14 protein-coding genes are annotated in these 18,350 nt (G+C 52.0%); 9 read left to right on the forward strand and 5 right to left on the reverse strand.

Features of this window, described 5'->3' with window-relative positions; genetic code table 11:
• Positions 1-6: 6 nt before the first annotated feature.
• The 9 genes from KK083_RS00130 to KK083_RS00170 all read left to right on the forward strand — a co-directional run bounded on the left by KK083_RS00130 (position 7) and on the right by KK083_RS00170 (position 13,643).
• Positions 7-1,005 (forward strand): DUF6528 family protein, encoded by a 999-nt coding sequence (locus KK083_RS00130; protein WP_254158719.1) that lies wholly within the window; start codon positions 7-9, stop codon positions 1,003-1,005.
• A gap of 290 nt (positions 1,006-1,295) precedes the next feature.
• Entirely contained in the window at positions 1,296-1,859 is a 564-nt protein-coding gene (locus KK083_RS00135) for an RNA polymerase sigma-70 factor (RefSeq protein ID WP_254158721.1), read from the forward strand.
• Between the two features lie 246 nt (positions 1,860-2,105).
• Positions 2,106-3,947 (forward strand): T9SS-dependent choice-of-anchor J family protein, encoded by a 1,842-nt coding sequence (locus tag KK083_RS00140; RefSeq protein WP_254158723.1) that lies wholly within the window; start codon positions 2,106-2,108, stop codon positions 3,945-3,947.
• Positions 3,948-3,965: 18 nt separating this feature from the next.
• The gene (locus KK083_RS00145) at positions 3,966-5,036 is read left to right on the forward strand and encodes a FecR family protein (RefSeq protein WP_254158725.1); all 1,071 of its coding nucleotides are present in this window, start codon (positions 3,966-3,968) and stop codon (positions 5,034-5,036) included.
• A 272-nt stretch (positions 5,037-5,308) separates the two neighbouring features.
• A complete protein-coding gene (locus KK083_RS00150) occupies positions 5,309-8,878 on the forward strand; it encodes a SusC/RagA family TonB-linked outer membrane protein (RefSeq protein WP_254158727.1) in 3,570 nt (1,189 codons plus the stop codon).
• A gap of 18 nt (positions 8,879-8,896) precedes the next feature.
• Entirely contained in the window at positions 8,897-10,354 is a 1,458-nt protein-coding gene (locus KK083_RS00155; RefSeq protein WP_254158729.1) for a RagB/SusD family nutrient uptake outer membrane protein, read from the forward strand.
• 23 nt (positions 10,355-10,377) lie between these two features.
• Positions 10,378-11,742: a zinc-binding metallopeptidase gene (locus tag KK083_RS00160; RefSeq protein WP_254158731.1), complete on the forward strand. Its 1,365-nt coding sequence runs from the start codon at positions 10,378-10,380 to the stop codon at positions 11,740-11,742.
• Between the two features lie 17 nt (positions 11,743-11,759).
• Entirely contained in the window at positions 11,760-13,109 is a 1,350-nt protein-coding gene (locus KK083_RS00165) for a DUF4302 domain-containing protein (RefSeq protein WP_254158733.1), read from the forward strand.
• Positions 13,110-13,190: 81 nt separating this feature from the next.
• Positions 13,191-13,643, forward strand: coding sequence for a hypothetical protein (locus KK083_RS00170; RefSeq protein WP_254158735.1), 453 nt, complete (start codon positions 13,191-13,193; stop codon positions 13,641-13,643).
• 374 nt (positions 13,644-14,017) lie between these two features.
• On the opposite strand, the gene KK083_RS00175 is transcribed toward KK083_RS00170, so the two are convergent.
• The 5 genes from KK083_RS00175 to KK083_RS00195 form a co-directional block, all read right to left on the reverse strand.
• Positions 14,018-15,013, reverse strand: coding sequence for a DUF1259 domain-containing protein (locus KK083_RS00175; protein ID WP_254158737.1), 996 nt, complete (start codon positions 15,011-15,013; stop codon positions 14,018-14,020).
• Positions 15,014-15,034: 21 nt separating this feature from the next.
• A complete protein-coding gene (locus KK083_RS00180) occupies positions 15,035-15,526 on the reverse strand; it encodes an arsenate-mycothiol transferase ArsC (RefSeq protein WP_254158739.1) in 492 nt (163 codons plus the stop codon).
• Between the two features lie 39 nt (positions 15,527-15,565).
• Positions 15,566-16,015, reverse strand: coding sequence for a chromate resistance protein ChrB domain-containing protein (locus KK083_RS00185; RefSeq protein WP_254158741.1), 450 nt, complete (start codon positions 16,013-16,015; stop codon positions 15,566-15,568).
• A 155-nt stretch (positions 16,016-16,170) separates the two neighbouring features.
• Entirely contained in the window at positions 16,171-17,307 is a 1,137-nt protein-coding gene (locus KK083_RS00190; RefSeq protein ID WP_254158743.1) for a chromate transporter, read from the reverse strand.
• A 104-nt stretch (positions 17,308-17,411) separates the two neighbouring features.
• Entirely contained in the window at positions 17,412-18,251 is an 840-nt protein-coding gene (locus KK083_RS00195) for a chromate resistance protein ChrB domain-containing protein (protein ID WP_254158745.1), read from the reverse strand.
• Between the last annotated feature and the right edge of the window lie 99 nt (positions 18,252-18,350).

Raw genomic sequence — 18,350 nt, forward strand, 5'->3', positions numbered from 1 at the left:
AAAGATATGCTATTCGGATTTTTTATGCTGAAGAAATTATTGTACGCAACCATGCTGTCTGCATGTCTCGGGTGTGGCGATGATCCGGCGGCTGTGCCATCAACGAAGCCGGATACCGACAAAGATCCCGATCCACCGGCGTCGGTTGCCGAATGTAAAAAATGCATCGTGCTCGCGGAGCAAAGCGATAGCCGGATCGTCATCGCCGATGTGGACTCCAGGACCATTATCTGGGATTGGAAACCCGCCAACGGTGTCAAAGCCGATCACGTGAAGTGGTTCAGCAACATCAGCGACGCCAAACCGGTGTACAATGGTAAGTACATTCTTGCAACCGCATCGGGTGGTGGTGTGGCACTGGTACGCATTGCCGACAAAAAAACCATGTTCTACGCCTATGCGGGAGGGAACACCCATTCGGCCGAGATGCTGCCCGATGGCAACATTGTGAGCGCCAGCAGCACAGGCAATTTTATGACGCTCTTCAAGGTTGATACCGTGAGCTTTCCGGAGAATGTATTCAGCAGGAACATCACCATCGAGTTCGGGCACAACGTGGTGTGGGATCATCAGAACCAACGCCTGTGGACAGCGGCGATGGCCAGGATGAAAGTGTTTACCTACAATTTCAGCTGTGGAAGCCCTGACCTGACACTGGTGGAGACAATCGACCTGCCCGGCACCGAAGCGCATGACCTCTTCCCGGTTTACGACGAGCGCGCCTTGTGGTTCACCAACACCACGAACGTGTATAAGTTCGACGTGGCAACAAAGACTGTAAAACAGGCCAACGTGCTCCAGCCGAACATAAAAAGTGTTTCATCCGCTCCGGGCCTGCCCACCATCGTGATCAAGCCCAAAGAGCAATGGTGGACCGACGAGGTGATCGACGCCAACGGCAACTCGATATTTTATCAGAAAGGCCTGAAGATCTACAAAGCCCGGTGGCTGGTGGACAACCGTTTTAGTTATCCGGAGAATAATGTAATCAAACAGTGTAAATAGATGTGAGATTTGAGACATGAGATTTGAGACGAGGAACATGCGCCCCGACAGGTGCCGGGTCTCATGTCTCACATCTCATATCTAGATATTGGGTTAGGGAGCAAAGGGCGGCTGTGGAGGCTGCCCTCCCTTTTTTTAGGGTAGATATCACATTTGAGACATGCGATTTGAGATAAATACCGGTGGGTAGCGGGTCTCATATCTAACATCTCATGTCTCATTTCTATTTTTTTTAATAATTTAAGGCCAGACAGAGCCCATCTGGTAAATTATTAAAGGTGTACGGAAAGTTGAATGCGAATTCTGATGAGGAATTGGTCCGGCTATTACAGCAGCATGATGAGCGGGCTTTTAAACTGATCTTCGACCGTTATTACAGGCCGTTGACGTTGTTTGCCATGAAATATGTGGGCGAGGTGGAAGAAGCCAAGGAGATCACACAGGAGTTCTTTATCCGCCTCTGGTCCCGGCAATCGCTGCTGGAGATACAATTCTCACTGAAGACCTATCTGTACCGTGGTGTGCGCAACGCATGCCTGAATTACCTGGAAACAAATAAAGTAGCACAGCAGCGACTGCAAGATTACCGCAGCCCCGAGCGCACTGCCGATAACGCGCTGGAGCACATGATGGCAGCAGAACAGGAAGCGCTTCTAATGAACGCCATCGACAACCTCCCGGAAAAGTGCCGGCAGATCTTCTTTCTCAGCCGCACCGAAAAGCTCAGCAACCAGGCCATCGCCACCAAGCTCGGTGTATCGGTGAAGACCGTAGAAGCCCAGATCACCATAGCCCTGAAACGTTTGCGGGAGATATTGATCTCCGTACTCTGGTTTGTTGCTGCGAGCCTGTGATGGCTTCGAATGGAATCGTTACCAGTTGCCAGTTGCCAGTTCGGGTAGAATAATCTTTACTTTCGTGTTTCAATTCATTATCGATGACATATCTCGTCGAGTCAAGACCGCTCCAAACTGGCAACCGGTAACCGGCAACTGGCAACCCATTCTCCCGCCTGCAAAAAAAAACTGCGCTTCGTTTAAGGGTGCCCCCCCGGTTTCCTGTCTGGAAGATGTTTTAGTCAACAAGCCCAGGAATTTTCTATGCAGAAACTCTACTTTGCGCTGCGCCGTGGTTTTGAGCGGTGCCAATATTTCAGTCTTCAAAAGCCGCTCCGGTGGTGGATGTGGATCGTGCTGCCCCTGATAATCACCGCGGCGCTTCCCGTACGTGCACAGCAGGCAACTTTTTTTGAAGATTTCGAGAATGTTCCGAAAGGGGAGATGCCCGAAGGATGGACTTTTTACCAGCATGGCGGCACCGATCCCACCTCGCGTTGGAAAGCCATTCAGTATTTGGGATTCGGAACACGTTTCCTTTCCAGCCTCTCCGAATTTGGCACCGGAGAAAAAGACGAGGACTGGGCCATCACACCGCCCATCCCGATCGCTGACGGAGACCACCTGATCTTCGACGGCTCGCAGGATACCTGGACAAGCTTCGGCGACATGTACTATGTCTTCATCTCAACCACCACGGCTGATGCTCCCGACGCCTTCGAAGATACACTGGCCACGTACACCGAAGATGAATTTCCCAAGAACTGGCAGACGCTGAAGCTCGACCTTTCCGCTTATGCAGGACAAACCATTTACATCGCCTTCGTACACGTGACCACCCACGTATCGGAGAGTGAGTTCGATATCTCTGACTCGTTCGGGCTCGATAACCTCTGGGTCCGTCCGCTACAAGATGCCAAACTTCACGAAGCGCTGGTAGCCAACGAGTATCCAACGCCCATGGCGGTGAGCATGACCCCTGAGCTTCCTTTCATGTACATGAACGTGCGCGTGATCGGCGACCAGGGTACGGTGAACATCAGCTCGCTTGATTTTACATCGCAGGGTACCCTCGACCCGGCGCAGATAACGGAAGCCACCCTTTACTATACGTGGGACCGATCACTGATCGCGATCAGCGACCCCTCTGGTTACATTGTTTACGGAACAGCTGCAAACGTTGATGGAAAGTTTTCATTCGATGGAGATCTCGATCTGCCTGTGGGCAATAACTATTTCTGGCTCACCTTTACGGTGAATCCCAGCTACACGCCCACTTATCCATATCCCGAAGTTGACGTAACTTTTGATGGCGTGACCATCGACGGTACAAGGTCCGGGACTACAGTCAATGGTTTTGCAGCCACCCGCCGCGTGGTGCCTTCGATCCCGCAGAACGATAATTTTTCTGACGCTATCGAGATCACCACGTCTTCGGGACGTTATGGCGCTTCCAACGTACTGGCCATGCCACAACCCACCATTGAAACACTGGCGTATTGTGCACCCGGTGGTGTGGAAGACGGCTCGAACTCCATCTGGTGGCATTTCAAGGCACCGCGTGACGGATGGATCACCGCCGATCTTTCCGCCTGCGCTTTCAACACCATTCTCGTATTCTACAACAAGAAATATGATCAGGTGGCTTGCAACGATAACATCGACGAAACGGAGGGCATCCTCCAATCGAAGATCTCGGAATACCCGGTGGCCAAAGGTGAAGACATCTATATCCGCGTGACGGGTTATGGCGATCCGTTCGCAGGCCCGCAGAACGCCGCCAGTGGTGTGGTGATTCTCGATTTTACCTTTACGGTTCCCCTGGGCATTGAGAACAACGCCGGAGAAGACAACCTTTCCATTCCTTATCCCAATCCTGCCAAAGACAACGCTTCGTTTACGGTGACCCGTCGTGATGCCGGGGAAGTAACGTTGCAGGTGCGCGACCTCATGGGAAGGCTTGTGCTGACCGAACGTTTTGATGTTGCTTCGGGCGAAGCGCAGACCGTTACCCTCGATGTGGCTGCACTTCCTGCGGGCACCTATGTGGTGAGCTTCGAAGATAACGGAAGAACCAGCACGCAGAAGCTGATCATCGCACGATAAAGACCTTTAAGTTATACTATGGAAAAGCACAGTCCTGACGACCGCAAATGGCACCTCGCCGCAAAAGCACTCACCGACAGCCTTACGCCTGAAGAGCAGGCCGAATGGGAAGCGCTGAAAGACGACGGTTTGTTCCAGGAAGATTTTGCCCGGGTGAAGTTGTATTGGGAAAGGCTCCAGGCATTGCCTTACCGGCAGATCGATGTGGAGAACGACTGGAAGATCGTGATGGAGAAAGCGCGGCTGGACCAGGAAGAGCCTGTTTCACAAGGCAGGCCGTGGCTTCGTTACGCAGCGGCCATCAGCGTGTTTCTGATCGCGTCTGTGCTGCTCTGGAGAAGTATGCGGGGAAATTTTTCAAAGAATGACAAGCCATTTCTCACCACCATTGTTGCACCGACGGGTTCCAAAACACTGGTGACGTTGCCCGACAGCTCTACGGTGTGGCTGAATGCAGGCAGCAAAGTATCGTTCAACAACAGCTTCGGTACAGACAACCGTGACATCGCGCTGGAAGGAGAGGCCTTCTTCGATGTGATCAGGAACAAGGTGCCGTTCAACGTGCACACAGACCAGTTCGACATCGCCGTGCTGGGAACAGCCTTCAATATAAAAGCTTACAAAGACGATGACAAGGCTACGGCCACACTGGTTCGCGGATCGCTGAAAGTAAAACGCGCCAACCTCTCGGGAACCAAGGATGAGATCCTATTGGCACCCAATGACAGGCTCACCTTGTACAAAGGTGCGGCGGCGCCATCAAAGGCCAGCTTTACCGTGAAGGTAGATCAGAAGATCAACGCCGAACGCGAAACGTCCTGGAAAGACGGATGGCTCTCGATAGAGGGTGAATCGCTGAATGAATTTGCCGTGAAGCTGGAACGCCTTTACGATATTAAAATAGTGTTCAGTGAAGAGTCGCTGAAGGATTACCGTTTCACAGGACGCATCCGGCAGCTGAGCCTGGAGCAGGTGCTGAAAGCCCTTTCCCTGACCTCGCCCGTGCAGTTCAGCATCGACGAAAAAACAGTGACGCTCAGCGAGAACGAACAAATGAAATCGAAATACCGGTCCCTGCAAATGCCCTAACCTGAAACCTTAAACTTTAAAACTTTAAACCTGAAACTTTAAACTTTAACCCCGAACGGATGACCTGACACTACCACCACCCGGCATATAAATAAAAAGGATCAAAAGATGCTGCCACATCTCCTGATCCCGAGGACTTGAAAACAGTCTGCTCCCTGGCCGAAAGCGAGGGCTCACACTCTCTTTGTTCACAAATCCATCTTAAGTCTATGAAAAAAAACAGATACGGCCAAGCAATGACTCGGTCAGTATTGATTAAAACAGCACTGGTTATGAAAATCTGGCTTTTACTGATGATCCCGCTGGGTGTGGCGATGGCGGAAACGGCCCATTCACAGAACCTGAGCCTCGATCTGAAAGACGTTACGGTGCGGGAAGCCCTCCATTCCATTGAGAAGGAGAGCGCTTACTCCTTCTTTTATAACGATTCTTTCAGGGATCTCGATAAAAAGATCTCCATCTCCGTGAAGAACGAACCGGTGGGCCGTGTGCTGGATCTGTTGCTGGGATCGACGGGCCTCACTTATAAATTCCTTGAAGGGAACCTGATCGTGATCGCACCAAGGCATGCGAACGAGAATATCGTGGTCTCCGGCCGTGTGTTAACTTCCGATCAGCAGCCCCTGCCCGGTGTCAGTGTTTCTATCAAGGGGTCAACCACGGGCACTATCACCAATGCAGATGGCGTTTACACCCTCGAAGCGCCGGCGGATGGTATCCTCGTTTTTTCATACATCGGTTATAGATCTGTGGAGGTGCCGGTCAACAACCAGCTGAAGCTCGATGTGACCATGGAGGAAGACCTGACCAACCTAGACGCCGTGACCGTAGTGTCTACTGGCTACCAGGAAGTGGATCAAAGACTTTTCACAGGATCGGTGGTGAAGCTCTCGGCCGAGGAAGTGAAAACCGACGGCGCGATGGATGTGAGCCGCATGCTGCAGGGCAGGGCCGCGGGAGTATCTGTACAAAACGTATCCGGTACATTCGGTGCCGCACCTAAGATCCGGATCCGTGGCGCAACCTCCATCACCGGCGATAACAAGCCGCTCTGGGTGATCGACGGTGTGGTGCTGGAAGACGTGGTGAACGTGTCGGCGGAACAGCTTACCACCGGCGATCCGAACACACTCATCGGCTCTTCTGTGGCAGGACTCAATGCCGATGATATCGAAAGCATCACCGTGCTGAAAGATGCTTCCGCTACGTCGCTGTACGGCGCCCGTGCAAAAGATGGTGTTATCGTGATCAAGACAAAAAAGGGACGTGTAGGCAAACCGCTGATCACCTACACAGGAAACTTTTCAACCTACCTCAAGCCCTCCTACGATCATTACAATATTCTCAACTCTGCTGACCAGATGTCGGTGTATGCCGAAATGGAACGCAAAGGCCTGCTCAACCACTCCGATATTTCCAGGAGCCCGAACGGTGGTGTGTACAAAAAAATGTATGACATCATCAACGAGAAATACAATGTGAACGACGGCGGGTTCGATATTCCCAACATCGCCTCTGAAAAACGTGCGTTCCTGCAAAGGTATGCGCTGGCCAATACCGACTGGTTCAACGAGCTGTTCCGCAATTCGTTTGTGCAGGAACATGCGCTGGGCGTGTCGTCAGGAACGGAGAACTCGCAGCTATACTTTTCTACCAGCTATTACAATGACAATGGATGGACCATCGCTGACAATGTGAAACGATACACCGCCAATGCGCGCGGCACCTTCAACCTTTCTGACAAGGTAACCCTGGGCGTTATCACCACGGGCTCTGTACGCGATCAGCGCGTGCCTGGTACCATCTCACGGCAGACTGATGCCGTGACAGGAAGCTTCAACCGCGACTTTGATATCAACCCCTTCAGCTATGCGCTGAATACCAGCCGCGTGCTTACACCTTATGATGAGAACGGAAACCTCGAATACTTCACGCGCAACTATGCTCCCTTCAACATCATCAACGAAGTGGATAAGAACTACATTGACCTGAACATGCTCGACTTTAAGCTGCAGGGCGAGCTCGGATACAAGATCACACCCGAGCTTCGTTACGATTTTGTAGGTGCCGTACGTTATGTAAAAACTACTACGGAACATAATGTGCAGGAGGGCTCGAACATGGCTGAAGCCTACAGGGCCGCCAACTCGCAGGTAGTGCGCCAGGGCAACAAGTTCCTCTATTATAATCCTGATTATCCGAATGCCGACCCGGTGATCGTGCTGCCGCAGGGCGGGTTCTACAACCGGACTGATGATGAGATGAAGAGCTACTACTTCAAGAATCAGATCGGCTGGAATCATCTGTTCAACTCCATCCACAGCGTGAACCTCGTGGCAGGGCAGGAGATCAGGCAGGTAGACCGCCAGAACGCATTCAACAACGGCTTCGGCTACCAGTTCAGCAAAGGCGGTGTGGCGTATACCGACTACCGCATCATCAAACAATTGCTGGAAGGTAACTTCAACTACTTCGGCATGGGCAAAACGTTCGAGCGTTACGCCAGCTTCTTTGCGGGTGGTACATATTCGTTCAGGGGTAAGTACGTGTTCAATGGCACGCTTCGTATGGACGGCTCCAACCGCCTCGGCGAGTCGAATACGGCCCGCTGGCTTCCCACCTGGAACACAAGCGTTGCCTGGAATGTGGACACCGAAAGATTTATGGAAGGTATCACGGCGTTCGATTACCTGACCGTACGCGGCGGTTACGGTCTCACGGCAAACGCAGGTAACGCCACCAACTCGTCTGTGGTATACCGCAGCGGAACCACCCGCAGACCCTACCTCAACGAAAGCGAATCACAAATTGGCATAGAAAGCCTGGAGAACTCAGACCTCACCTGGGAGAAACAGTATGAAGCCAACGTAGGGGTTAACATGGGACTCTTCAGAATGCTTACCGTAACGGCTGATTTCTACCACCGCAATCACTTCGATCTCATCAGCATCATCAAAACCTCCGGCATAGGGGGGGAATCATACAAAGCGGTGAACTATGCCGACATGAGATCGCGTGGCGTTGACCTTTCCGTAAGCGCTCCGGTATTCGACCGCGGCCACTGGGGCTGGAACACCACATTCATCTTCAGTCACAACAAAAGCGAGATCACCAACCTGAAAAATCAGCCGCGCATCATTGACCTGGTGTTCCCTGACGGCGGTGCCCTGGAAGGTTATCCCGTGCGGGGATTGTTCTCGATCGACTACCAGGGACTTAATCCCAACACCGGCATTCCGGAGTTCATCAACCAGGATGGCGTGAAAAGCTCCAACGTTTTTCTCCAGAGCCTGTCCGTGGATCACCTGCGTTATGAAGGCTCCATCGACCCTACGATCACCGGTGGATTCTCGAACAACTTCAGGTACAAAAATATTTCGCTGAATGTTTTCCTCACCTACCAGACCGGTAACAAGATCAGGCTCAACCCTGCGTTCAGAAGCGCTTATACCGACCTGGATGCCATGCCGCGTGAGTTCCTCGACCGTTGGGTGCTTCCCGGAGACGAGCAGTACACCAATGTGCCTTCCATCGCCGATGCGCTTACGCTGGCAGGGCTTGGCGCGGTGTATCCGTACAACACTTATAACTATTCGTCAGCACGGGTGGCCGATGGTTCGTTCATCCGCCTGCGGACCATTGCGCTGGTCTACAACCTGCCGGCGCGTGTGTTGTCATCAACCGGTCTGAAGAACGCCTCCGTAAGTCTCACAGGCACCAACCTCTGGCTCCTGTATGCCGACAAACGGTTATACGGGCAGGACCCCGAGTTTATGACGTCCGGTGGTGTAGCCATGCCGGTAGCGCGGCAGATCACGGCATCGGTGAAGCTTGGTTTTTAGTTTGAAAATATATTTGTCATGAAAAAATATATAACCTTTTTACTGTCGGCTTTCCTCATGGTGGGATGTGACGATTTCCTGTCAGAAACGCCCGACAACAGGGCCTCGCTCGATACGAAGCAGAAAGTGGCCGAGCTCCTGGTAACGGCTTACCCGGAGGCCAACTACATTACCTTCTGCGAAGCCATGTCTGATAACGTGGAAGACAACCCCAGCGCCACCAAAGACGCCCGCAATGCGGATCCGTTTTTCTGGCGCGATGGCACCTCAACAGAACAGGATTCACCCGAGTTCTACTGGAATGGCTGCTATTCTGCCATTGCCGCCGCCAACCATGCGCTGGAGTTCATTGCATCGGCAAACGATCCTGAGTCGTATAACGATCAGAAAGGGGAGGCCCTCGTGGCACGCGCATATTCACACTTCATGCTGGTGAATCTCTTTGCGCATACTTACGATGCAAATACGGCAGATCTTTATCCCGGCATTCCGTACGTAACAGAACCCGAGACGGTGTCATTCAAAACCTATGAGCGGGGTACTGTAAAGTCAGTGTACGACAACATTGAAAACGACCTGACGGAAGGCCTTGCGCTGCTGAACGATCGCGCCTACGAGCATCCCACCGCTTCCGGCGTGGCGAGCTATCACTTTACGAAGGCAGCGGGTCATGCTTTCGCTACACGCTTTTATCTTTTCAAAAAGGATTATCAGAAGGTGCTGGAACATGCAGAACAGGCGCTTCCTTCAAATGATATCCTGAATTACATCCGCCCCTGGAATACCACGTACCGTACCTACTCGGCCACCGAGCTTGCCGTTGCGTACACCAACTCGTCAGAGGCATCGAACCTGCTGTTGTGCGAAACGTTGTCTGACTGGGCCACGTCATTCAATGGCGTACAGTACGCTACCGGCGCCGGCAAGTATCAGGAGATATTTCCCAATCCTACGGGTGGCCTATATGCCTTCTCCACGTTTTATACTTCGCGGGGTGTTTACTTCGTGAACAAGTTCCGCCCGCATTTTGTGCGCACGGGTGTTAATGCAAACACAGGCTTCAACTACACCATTATCCCGCTCTTTACGGCGGAAGAGGTGCTGCTGAGCCGTGCCGAAGCTTACGCCATGCTGAACGAGTTTCACAAAGCCATGGCCGATATCAACCTCTGGGCCAGCACCCGTATTACCGATTACAACCGCGATGCGCATGCCATTACCTACAATCGCCTGTATAATTTTTACAGGATCAACATCAACCAGCAGGCTATCGTGGCTGCGATCCTGGATTTCAGGCGCGTGGAGTTCCTGCACGAAGGCCTGCGGTGGTTCGACATTCTCCGGCACAAGCTGCCGGTGAAGCATACAACTTTCGGCGGCGAAGTGGTGGAGCTGAAACCCGACGATCCGCGCAGGGTGTTGCAGATCCCCCGGGAAGCCGTCTCCATGGGAGGCCTGCAACCCAATCCCCGCTAATGACACATTGAAAAACGTACCGTATGATGACGTATAAGAAATTCTTTTTATTCATGGCGGTGATGGCCCTTGCGCCCATGGCCTGTGAAGATCCTTACAACGACAATGTGGATGCTTCACAAACCGATTATGTGAACAACGATAACCAACGCCCGCCCTCGGCGCTGGATACCTGGCTGCAGAACAATTTCACAGCCCCCTACAACATCGAGGTGAAATACCGCTGGGATGCTTCGGAGCTCGATCTTTTCCGGGCCGTGGTGCCGCCGTCTGTCAGCAAAGTGCAGGGCGTGATGGAAGTGGTGAAGAAAGTGTGGATCGATACCTACACCAAACTTGCCGGCGAAGCTTTTATCAAACGTTATGCGCCGAAACAATTCGTGCTCGTAGGCAGCGCCAGTTACAATTTCGATGGCTCTGTGCTGCTGGGTACGGCGGAAGGCGGACGAAAGGTGGTGCTTTACGTGGTGAACGATTTCGATTCGTCAGAAGAGTATGCCGTAAAAGAGATGATGCACACCATCGAGCACGAGTTCGCGCACATCCTGCATCAGAACATATCCTATCCTTCCGATTTCAAGGAGATCACCCCCGGCGATTACACCGCCAACTGGAACATCACTTCGCTGAGCCAGGCCCGTGCACGGGGATTCATCACCAGCTATGCCATGGCGTCTCCTGACGAAGACTTTGTGGAGATGGTAGCGATGATGCTGGTGGAAGGAAAAGAAGGATATGAGGCCATTCTCACCTGCGAGACCAGCGCACAGTCGCTGGCGCTCATCCGCAAAAAGGAAAAGATGGTGGTGCAATACTTCAAGGATGCCTATAACATCGACTTCTACGCGTTGCAGGAGGAAGTGCAAAAAGCCATTCGCGCCATCGTGCCTGACGATGGGGGAGGAGAAGTGGTGCCGCCCCTGTTCGATGCGTGGGGCTTCGATAAAGAGAACACCACAGTACGTTTCGACCTCACCGTACTGAACGAGCCTGCCGATTTTGTGGCGCGTTACAATTACGATAACAGTGTGCTGCAACGTGAAGGCCTGTCGCTGGATCACAGCTTCAAACTGTTCTTCTCCGGCGAAGAGGAGATCACGCTGCGCCTTTACTATTATACAAACACTGGTGACCGTGAGAACTTTGAAGCCAACCTGTACATGCTTCCGCAGCGGAATGCCAACGGTACGGTTACGCTGCTGCCCATGGGTGCCGATGACAATGGCTACTACCTGTTAGACGGACTGCGGGCTACTGGCCTGGCGTCCTTCTTCGTCAACAGGCCGCTCACCATCAACTGGACCACGGCCTGCTCGGGTGAAAGGTATGTTGGATTCTATCCGGCGGCGGCCCCTGAGAAGTTCTGCTTTGGCATATTAGGTAACTAACCACAAAACATCACGACATGATCAAACGCATGTATATAAGATCACTGAACATCGTTGCCACCGCAGGGCTGTTGCTGCTGCTTTCATGCGACAACGGCTACGACCCGGTATTCGATGAGAGCGCCGACCGGAGGATCAGTGCCGCATTAAAAGAATACGATGCCCTGCTCACCAGCGCACCGTTTGGCTGGAAGGCAACGCTTCGCACGGGCGCCGGTCTCAATTTTTTCTATCACTTCACGTTCAACAATGATGGCACTGTTTCCATGATCTCGGACTTCAACGAGACCACGGCTGGTGGCGCGGGCTCCGGCACCTGGACCCTGAAAGCCTTGCAGCGCCCCACACTGAGCTTTGATACCTATTCGTATATCCATCTTCCGGCAGATCCTGATGGCGATGTCAACGGAGGCGCCAATGGCGAAGGACTGATCTCCGACTTCGAGTTTGCGTTTGCCAGAACTTCGGGCGATACGTTATACCTGGAAGGTGTGCAGAAGAATTCGCGCATCGCTTTCTTCAGGGCCACAGAACAGGATGCTGCCCTGCTGCGCGGTGGGGAGATGAAGAACATGCTTCACTATATCAGCACCAAAGAAGGCCTGCAGTTCACACTTCCCGACAACAGAACGGCAACCATTGCTTTCAGCGCTGACGCAAGGATCATGGGCGTACAATATCTTTCAGCGGATGGCACCCGCGTGGAAGCCTTCCGCTCCCCCTTTGTTTTTACAACGACGGGCATTTCGCTGACCACGCCTTTTACCGTGGCGGGCAACAGCATTCAGAGCTTTTTGTGGGATCGTGAAAACGGGATCTATACGGTGCAGCAGGGAAGCGCTGCAACGGAGATCCGCGAAGTTAACGAAGTGCACATCTTTGAACCCTCCGTTCCGCTGTGGCAGTCGATCGGTACAACCTATCCTGGTATCCAGGTTCCGGCAGGATCGAATACGTATTCTTTACCAGGGCAGTCGGATGACTTTCTCCAGGCATACCAGCAGACTGCGGACCTGCTGCTCAACGGCCAGTACAGGCTCAGGCTGAACGAGATCAACTATATCTTCGACAGGGATAAGAAGACCATGACCGTAGAAATGTATGTCACTCAGAATGCAACACGTTTCCTTTGCGGATACCGATACACCTATAAAATGAGCGACGATGGTGCCCTGACCTTCACCTACAACGGGGCAAACGAGAATGGATCGCGGGTGTTGCTTGACGTGTACAGCCTGCTGGGTTACTTTGATACGGACACCTTCCGGTTGAAATACATCGGGGGCGGTTTCGATCTTGTGGGAGGTTTCTTCAGCGATGAGAATCCCGGGTTCACGTTTTCAGGATACGTTATCAGAAAGAATTAAAAAAGCCAATTTAGTTAGGTTAATGAAGCCTGTCGGTGGCGAAAGCTGCCGGCAGGTGTTCATTCCATAAATAAAAATACTATGAAATCAAACATTGGAAAGATCACATCTTTTTTGGCGTTCGTTTCCATGGCGGCGCTCATTTTTAACTGCAGCGATGATGATCATGAAGAACCCGTGGCAGCGCAGCACGTGAAGAAGCTTGCGGGCGAGTGGAAGGCCGAAACCGTAACGTTTGACGGAGCGGTTCAGGAAGGATATGCTGATTTTACATTGCGCGTCACGGCATCGGGTGAAAAAGCGCTTTACGTTGTTACCGGAAGTCCCGAGCGCACACCCTGGCTGTTATCAGGAACCCTGACGCCAGATAAAGACAATCCCGAAGAGCAACTGGTGCGTGAGGATGAAGTGAATATCCCATATACCGTCTCGTCTACGGAGCTGATCATGGAGTTTGCTTACATCGATGTAACCACAGGCGGACGTTCAAAGTCCGTGGAAGGTGATTGGAAGTTTACCTTCAGGAAGAAATGATGGAGATAAGGGCGGGGTACCTTCAACTTTGCAGGAAAAAAGGATCTTCCCCCGGCCCTTCCCTTTCATACACTAAACAACTAACTAGCTATAGGCCAGATTAAGGCATGCGAATGCTTGACAAGCATAGGTTTAGGTTAATGAGTTACGCCTTTGCTCACAGCCTGTAGTCAGTGATTGTGGTTCAAATATAAAAGGTATTTTCTAAAACTCTATAGGATTTATAGAGTTTTATTTATGATTCTTTTTCTATCATAAGTCGTCTGACCACTGACGACCGCGCGTGGCAGAGCGCAGTGGTCTGACGACTAGACCATCGATCAGAATATTGGTTCAGTGGGCGCTGCTGTGGACTGTGGACTGTCGACCGTGGACTATCTGCTGACACAAATTACTTCCGCTACATCAGGATATACGCCTGCAATAACTGCAGCGGCCTGTGACTTTTCTTTTGCGGTTTGGTCGAGCGCTGCCTTAAGACCTTGCGCCAGTTTTTCCGCAGGACCTACGCCCCAGTAATGTAAGAAGAAGATCCTCGGTTCTTCATGTACCATGTGATTGTGGACTGCCACCACCTCGATACCATTCTCAATCAGCGCCTTGATCACGGGTCCGACCTCGTTTTCGAGCATGGCGAAATCGCCGGCCACGGCAGCCCTATCCGGTGTACCTTGCCAGGCTGCCCACGTATTGAAGCCCAGGAAAGAGCTCACTGCCGCATTGTGGTCTTTGAGGTCTACATCGGGCCGGCCGATGGTATGCTTGTAGACGCCCCGTGCCATTTCGCCTTTGCTTCCGAGAATATTGTCCAGGCGTTGTGTGTCCAATGTGTTCTGAACTTCGTCTTTGTTGCCGTCAGCGGGATTGCCGCCCCTTACTTCCTTCACTTTGTCGAGCACTGCTTTTACACCCTGGGCGAGTTGTTCGGCTGTTCCCATGCCACCGATGTGCATGTACATCACATGCGGTTTGTCGCGTACAAAGTGATTGTGGATGGCGGTCACGGTCAATCCCTGCCTGATCACTTCTTCCTGCACAGGTTTCAGATCCGTTTCGGTCACAATGATATCGCCCATCACCATGGCACCCTCAGGCGCGGCCGTGAACGCAGCCCAGCTTCCCAGACCCATCGGTGGAATGATCCTGAAACTATCTACCACCACGTTAAGATCATTCTGCGGAACGGTGACCTTGTATTCGCCGTTCTTCTCGGTGCCTTTCAGTCCCAGGGCAGCTTCGATCTTCGCGACATCCAGCGGCTCAGTTTTTTCCGTGGAAGAGGTTTTATCTGAAGGTGGCGTGGAGCATTGTGTGAGACTTACAACAAGGACGATGAAAATGCTGTTGAATTGGCGGAACATGGATCTCATAATTAAATGTTTGCTGATGGTTTATTGTTTAACGTCGGATTTGATCTTCTGAATGATCCTCTCGGTGTTGATCAATATGGAATCCCTGGCAACGGGATATCCTGCTTCGAAGGAAGGAACGTTCCAGGTCTCCAGGTATTTGGGCCGGCCCAGGGGCGCGGGTAATGCACAAAAGGCTACCACATAGTCGGCATACCTGATATCATCGGCGGACAACTTTTGAGGAGCATCCGTTTTTTTGGCAAAACCATCTTGCACAAGCAGCTGATTGATCTTTGCCGGGATGGCCTTATCGGGATTGGTGCCGCGTGAAATAACACGCACATTCAATCCCTGTTCTTTTGCAGCCCTGTTAAAATGAGAAGCCGCCATTACGCTTTTTGCCGACCCGTGCTCACAGACAAACAGCACGGTCTTTTGTTTTGGCTGTGCCCATACAAAACATGTGATGAACAGCAGACCGGTCATCGCGAAAGCAAATTTTAAAAAGAATGTTTTGATACCAGTATTCATGCGTATCGATGTTTAAGTGATACTAATCTATGCAATTTATCATTGAGGATTCCAGGTGTGCTTTTCTTCGCTGACATATTTCGCCCAGCTGTATAATGCGTCGTAGATCTTCATGCCGATGGCGAGCATCTCATGATCGTTCTTGTAGTTATAAGACAGACCGGCAGAAATAGCCCAGAGGCCCGCTGCCTGCGGTGCCAGGTTGAACGAAGCGGTATCAGCGCCCCGAACGATCTCGGCGATCTGTAAAACGGCCGGGTCCTTGATGTGGTGCTGTTTAACGATGTGGTCAAAGGTGCAATGATCTCCTTCGTGCGTATACGTGGCACCGGGCAGATCATATGGAATGGCGTTCAGCTCTTTTGCTTTCTCGAATACCTTGTCTTTCGGTACATAAATAAACTCGGCTTCGTCGTCAACGAAGTTTTTGATCAACCACGGACAAGCGATCCGGTCGATCTTCGGACGTTCACGGGTTATCCATTTCATGGTAGTTGTATTTGTGTGTTTAAATCATGGGTTTGGCTGAGTCCATAGTCCATGGTCGATAGTCCACGGCAGAACGGTGTTATGTTCATGTTGAGAATTACACCTCATGCTATGGACCATGGACCATCGACTATGGACTCTTCTATACCGATGCATCATAGAACAACCTTCAAAATAATGCCGACCAGCGCAGCGATGAGGATCACGTACGGCTCCTGCAGCTTTTTAAATCGGAACAGGATCGCAGCGGTGGCGAGGGCGATCACCAGCGTTGGAATATCGGTGAGTGTACGTTTGCCAAGCACCACCACGGCTCCGGCAATGGCACCGATGGCAGCCGCCGTAATGCCATCGACAAATGCTTTGATAGCGGGATGTTTTCCATACCGTTTGAAGTATGGAGCAGGAATGACGGTAAACAGGTAGCAGGGCAGGAAGGTAGCCAGTGCCGCCACCACAGCACCCCAGAAGCCCGCCACGAGGTAGCCGATGAAACCTACCGTGATCACTACGGGGCCGGGTGTGATCATGGCCACCGCCACAGCGTCAACAAACTCCTGCTCATTCAGCCAGGCGTATTCCTTCACCACGCCGCCATACAGGAACGGGACGATGGCCAATCCGCTGCCGAATACAAAAGCGCCCGCCTTGGCAAAAAACCAGGCGATCTGCCAGAGCCTTCCCTCCAATGATGTTTGTACCTGCAGCAGTATCACCGGAAACCAGCTGTTGGTGGAAAACCTCAGCCACGAAGGTGATGCTTTTACAAACCACACCACCACACCACCCAATAGGATCAGCCAGATGATCTCTTCTTCAAACCAAAATGTTGTAATCGCCAGCACGGCAAAGATGATCCACAACAGCAGGTCTTTGCCGATGCTTTTTGTAGTGAGCTTGTAGCTGCTGATGGTAATGATCCCGATCACTGCCGCGCCAACGCCATAAAATACGGCTTGCATCCAGGGCAGTCCGCCGTATTCAACATAGGCCCACCCGATGGCGAGCACCATGAAGAAAGATGGCAGCACGAAGGCTGTGCCGGCAAGAGTAGCGCCCAGTATGCCATAGTGAACGTAGCCCAGGTAGATGCCGAGCTGTGCCGCCAGCGGGCCGGGTGCGAGCTGGCTGAGGGCAAGTCCTTCGCGGTAGTCGTCTTCCGTGATCCACTGGCGGGTTTCCACGAGGTCGCGGTGCATGTAGCCCACCAGCGCCACGGGGCCTCCGAAGCCCAAAGCGCCAAGTTTGAGAAAATACAGGCAGAGATCTTTTAAAGTGTATGCAGGTTTCATTTGTGTTTGCATTGGCCTTTGTGGCCCGTTCCGTCGATAAACACACCCAAGGTATCAGATCCACAAACCCTTGTCTAGAATGAAATTTACTATTGGGATAGTTTTTACTTTTTAAGCACAGATTTTCGATAAGCAGCGGGACTCTTTCCGGTATGAAGCTTGAAGATACGGCTGAAATGACTCTGATCCGAAAAGCCGGTGAGGTAGGCGATCTCAGAAAGCTGATACTTCGCATCTTTCAACAGCTCGATCGACTTCTCGATGCGCAGCTTGCGGATATAATCACCGAAAGAAAGGTTGTCGAAATATTTGGCGAACTCTCGCGAGAGGTAGGCGGGATGAACGTTCAGGCTTTCTGAGATCTCCTTCAGGTTCAGCGTCAGGTTGGTGTCGATCTGATCCTGGATGATCTCCTTCAGCTCCCGGGCCCAGCCGGGTATTTTTCCCTGTTTTTTCTCTTTCAGGAATTTGTTGTAAACGTCCAGCAGCATGTGCTCGAACGGATTTTGCGTGTGTTTTTCATGCTGCAGCAGTTTTGCCCAGGTATACAACGAATCGTAGATCATCATTCCTTTCTCCAGCAGCTCGTGATCGTCTTTGATGTTGTGCGCGAGGCCCGCGGAGATGGCCCACAAGCCGGAAGACTGGCTCGCAAGATCGTGCCGGTCGGTGTCGGCGCCCCTGACGATCGCTGACAACGTTTTGATGGCGGGATCCTTGATCTTGTGTTTCCGCACAATGTAATCGAACGTGCACTCATCGCCATAGTGTGTATATTCAACTTCCGGGATATCGAAGGGAATGGCATCGAGCTCCTTCGCTTTTTTCTTCACTTCCTCGAACGGCACATAAAAGAACTGGGCTTCGTTGTCAACAAACCTCCTGATCAGCCACGGGCAGGCGATCCGGTCGATCTTAGGACGTTCGCGGGTTATCCATTTCATAGCGTTGTGTATAATGCAAGTTAAGATAAAGAGTCCACAGTCCACGGACCACAGACCACGGTTACTGATCCGTCACTTACGCTCACGCCGCGCTATCAT

The organism is Chryseosolibacter histidinae (assembly GCF_018598225.1).
In the GTDB taxonomy this organism is placed as follows: domain Bacteria; phylum Bacteroidota; class Bacteroidia; order Cytophagales; family Cyclobacteriaceae; genus Chryseosolibacter; species Chryseosolibacter histidini.

Bases quoted from the DNA above. Each gene is read 5' to 3' on its own strand.
- KK083_RS00130 (WP_254158719.1), top strand. From the start codon at position 7: ATGCTATTCGGATTTTTTATGCTGAAGAAATTATTGTACGCAACCATG.
- KK083_RS00140 (WP_254158723.1), top strand. From the start codon at position 2,106: ATGCAGAAACTCTACTTTGCGCTGCGCCGTGGTTTTGAGCGGTGCCAA.
- KK083_RS00145 (WP_254158725.1), top strand. From the start codon at position 3,966: ATGGAAAAGCACAGTCCTGACGACCGCAAATGGCACCTCGCCGCAAAA.
- KK083_RS00150 (WP_254158727.1), top strand. From the start codon at position 5,309: ATGAAAATCTGGCTTTTACTGATGATCCCGCTGGGTGTGGCGATGGCG.
- KK083_RS00155 (WP_254158729.1), top strand. From the start codon at position 8,897: ATGAAAAAATATATAACCTTTTTACTGTCGGCTTTCCTCATGGTGGGA.
- KK083_RS00160 (WP_254158731.1), top strand. From the start codon at position 10,378: ATGATGACGTATAAGAAATTCTTTTTATTCATGGCGGTGATGGCCCTT.
- KK083_RS00165 (WP_254158733.1), top strand. From the start codon at position 11,760: ATGATCAAACGCATGTATATAAGATCACTGAACATCGTTGCCACCGCA.
- KK083_RS00170 (WP_254158735.1), top strand. From the start codon at position 13,191: ATGAAATCAAACATTGGAAAGATCACATCTTTTTTGGCGTTCGTTTCC.
- KK083_RS00175 (WP_254158737.1), bottom strand. From the start codon at position 15,013: ATGAGATCCATGTTCCGCCAATTCAACAGCATTTTCATCGTCCTTGTT.
- KK083_RS00180 (WP_254158739.1), bottom strand. From the start codon at position 15,526: ATGAATACTGGTATCAAAACATTCTTTTTAAAATTTGCTTTCGCGATG.
- KK083_RS00185 (WP_254158741.1), bottom strand. From the start codon at position 16,015: ATGAAATGGATAACCCGTGAACGTCCGAAGATCGACCGGATCGCTTGT.
- KK083_RS00190 (WP_254158743.1), bottom strand. From the start codon at position 17,307: ATGAAACCTGCATACACTTTAAAAGATCTCTGCCTGTATTTTCTCAAA.
- KK083_RS00195 (WP_254158745.1), bottom strand. From the start codon at position 18,251: ATGAAATGGATAACCCGCGAACGTCCTAAGATCGACCGGATCGCCTGC.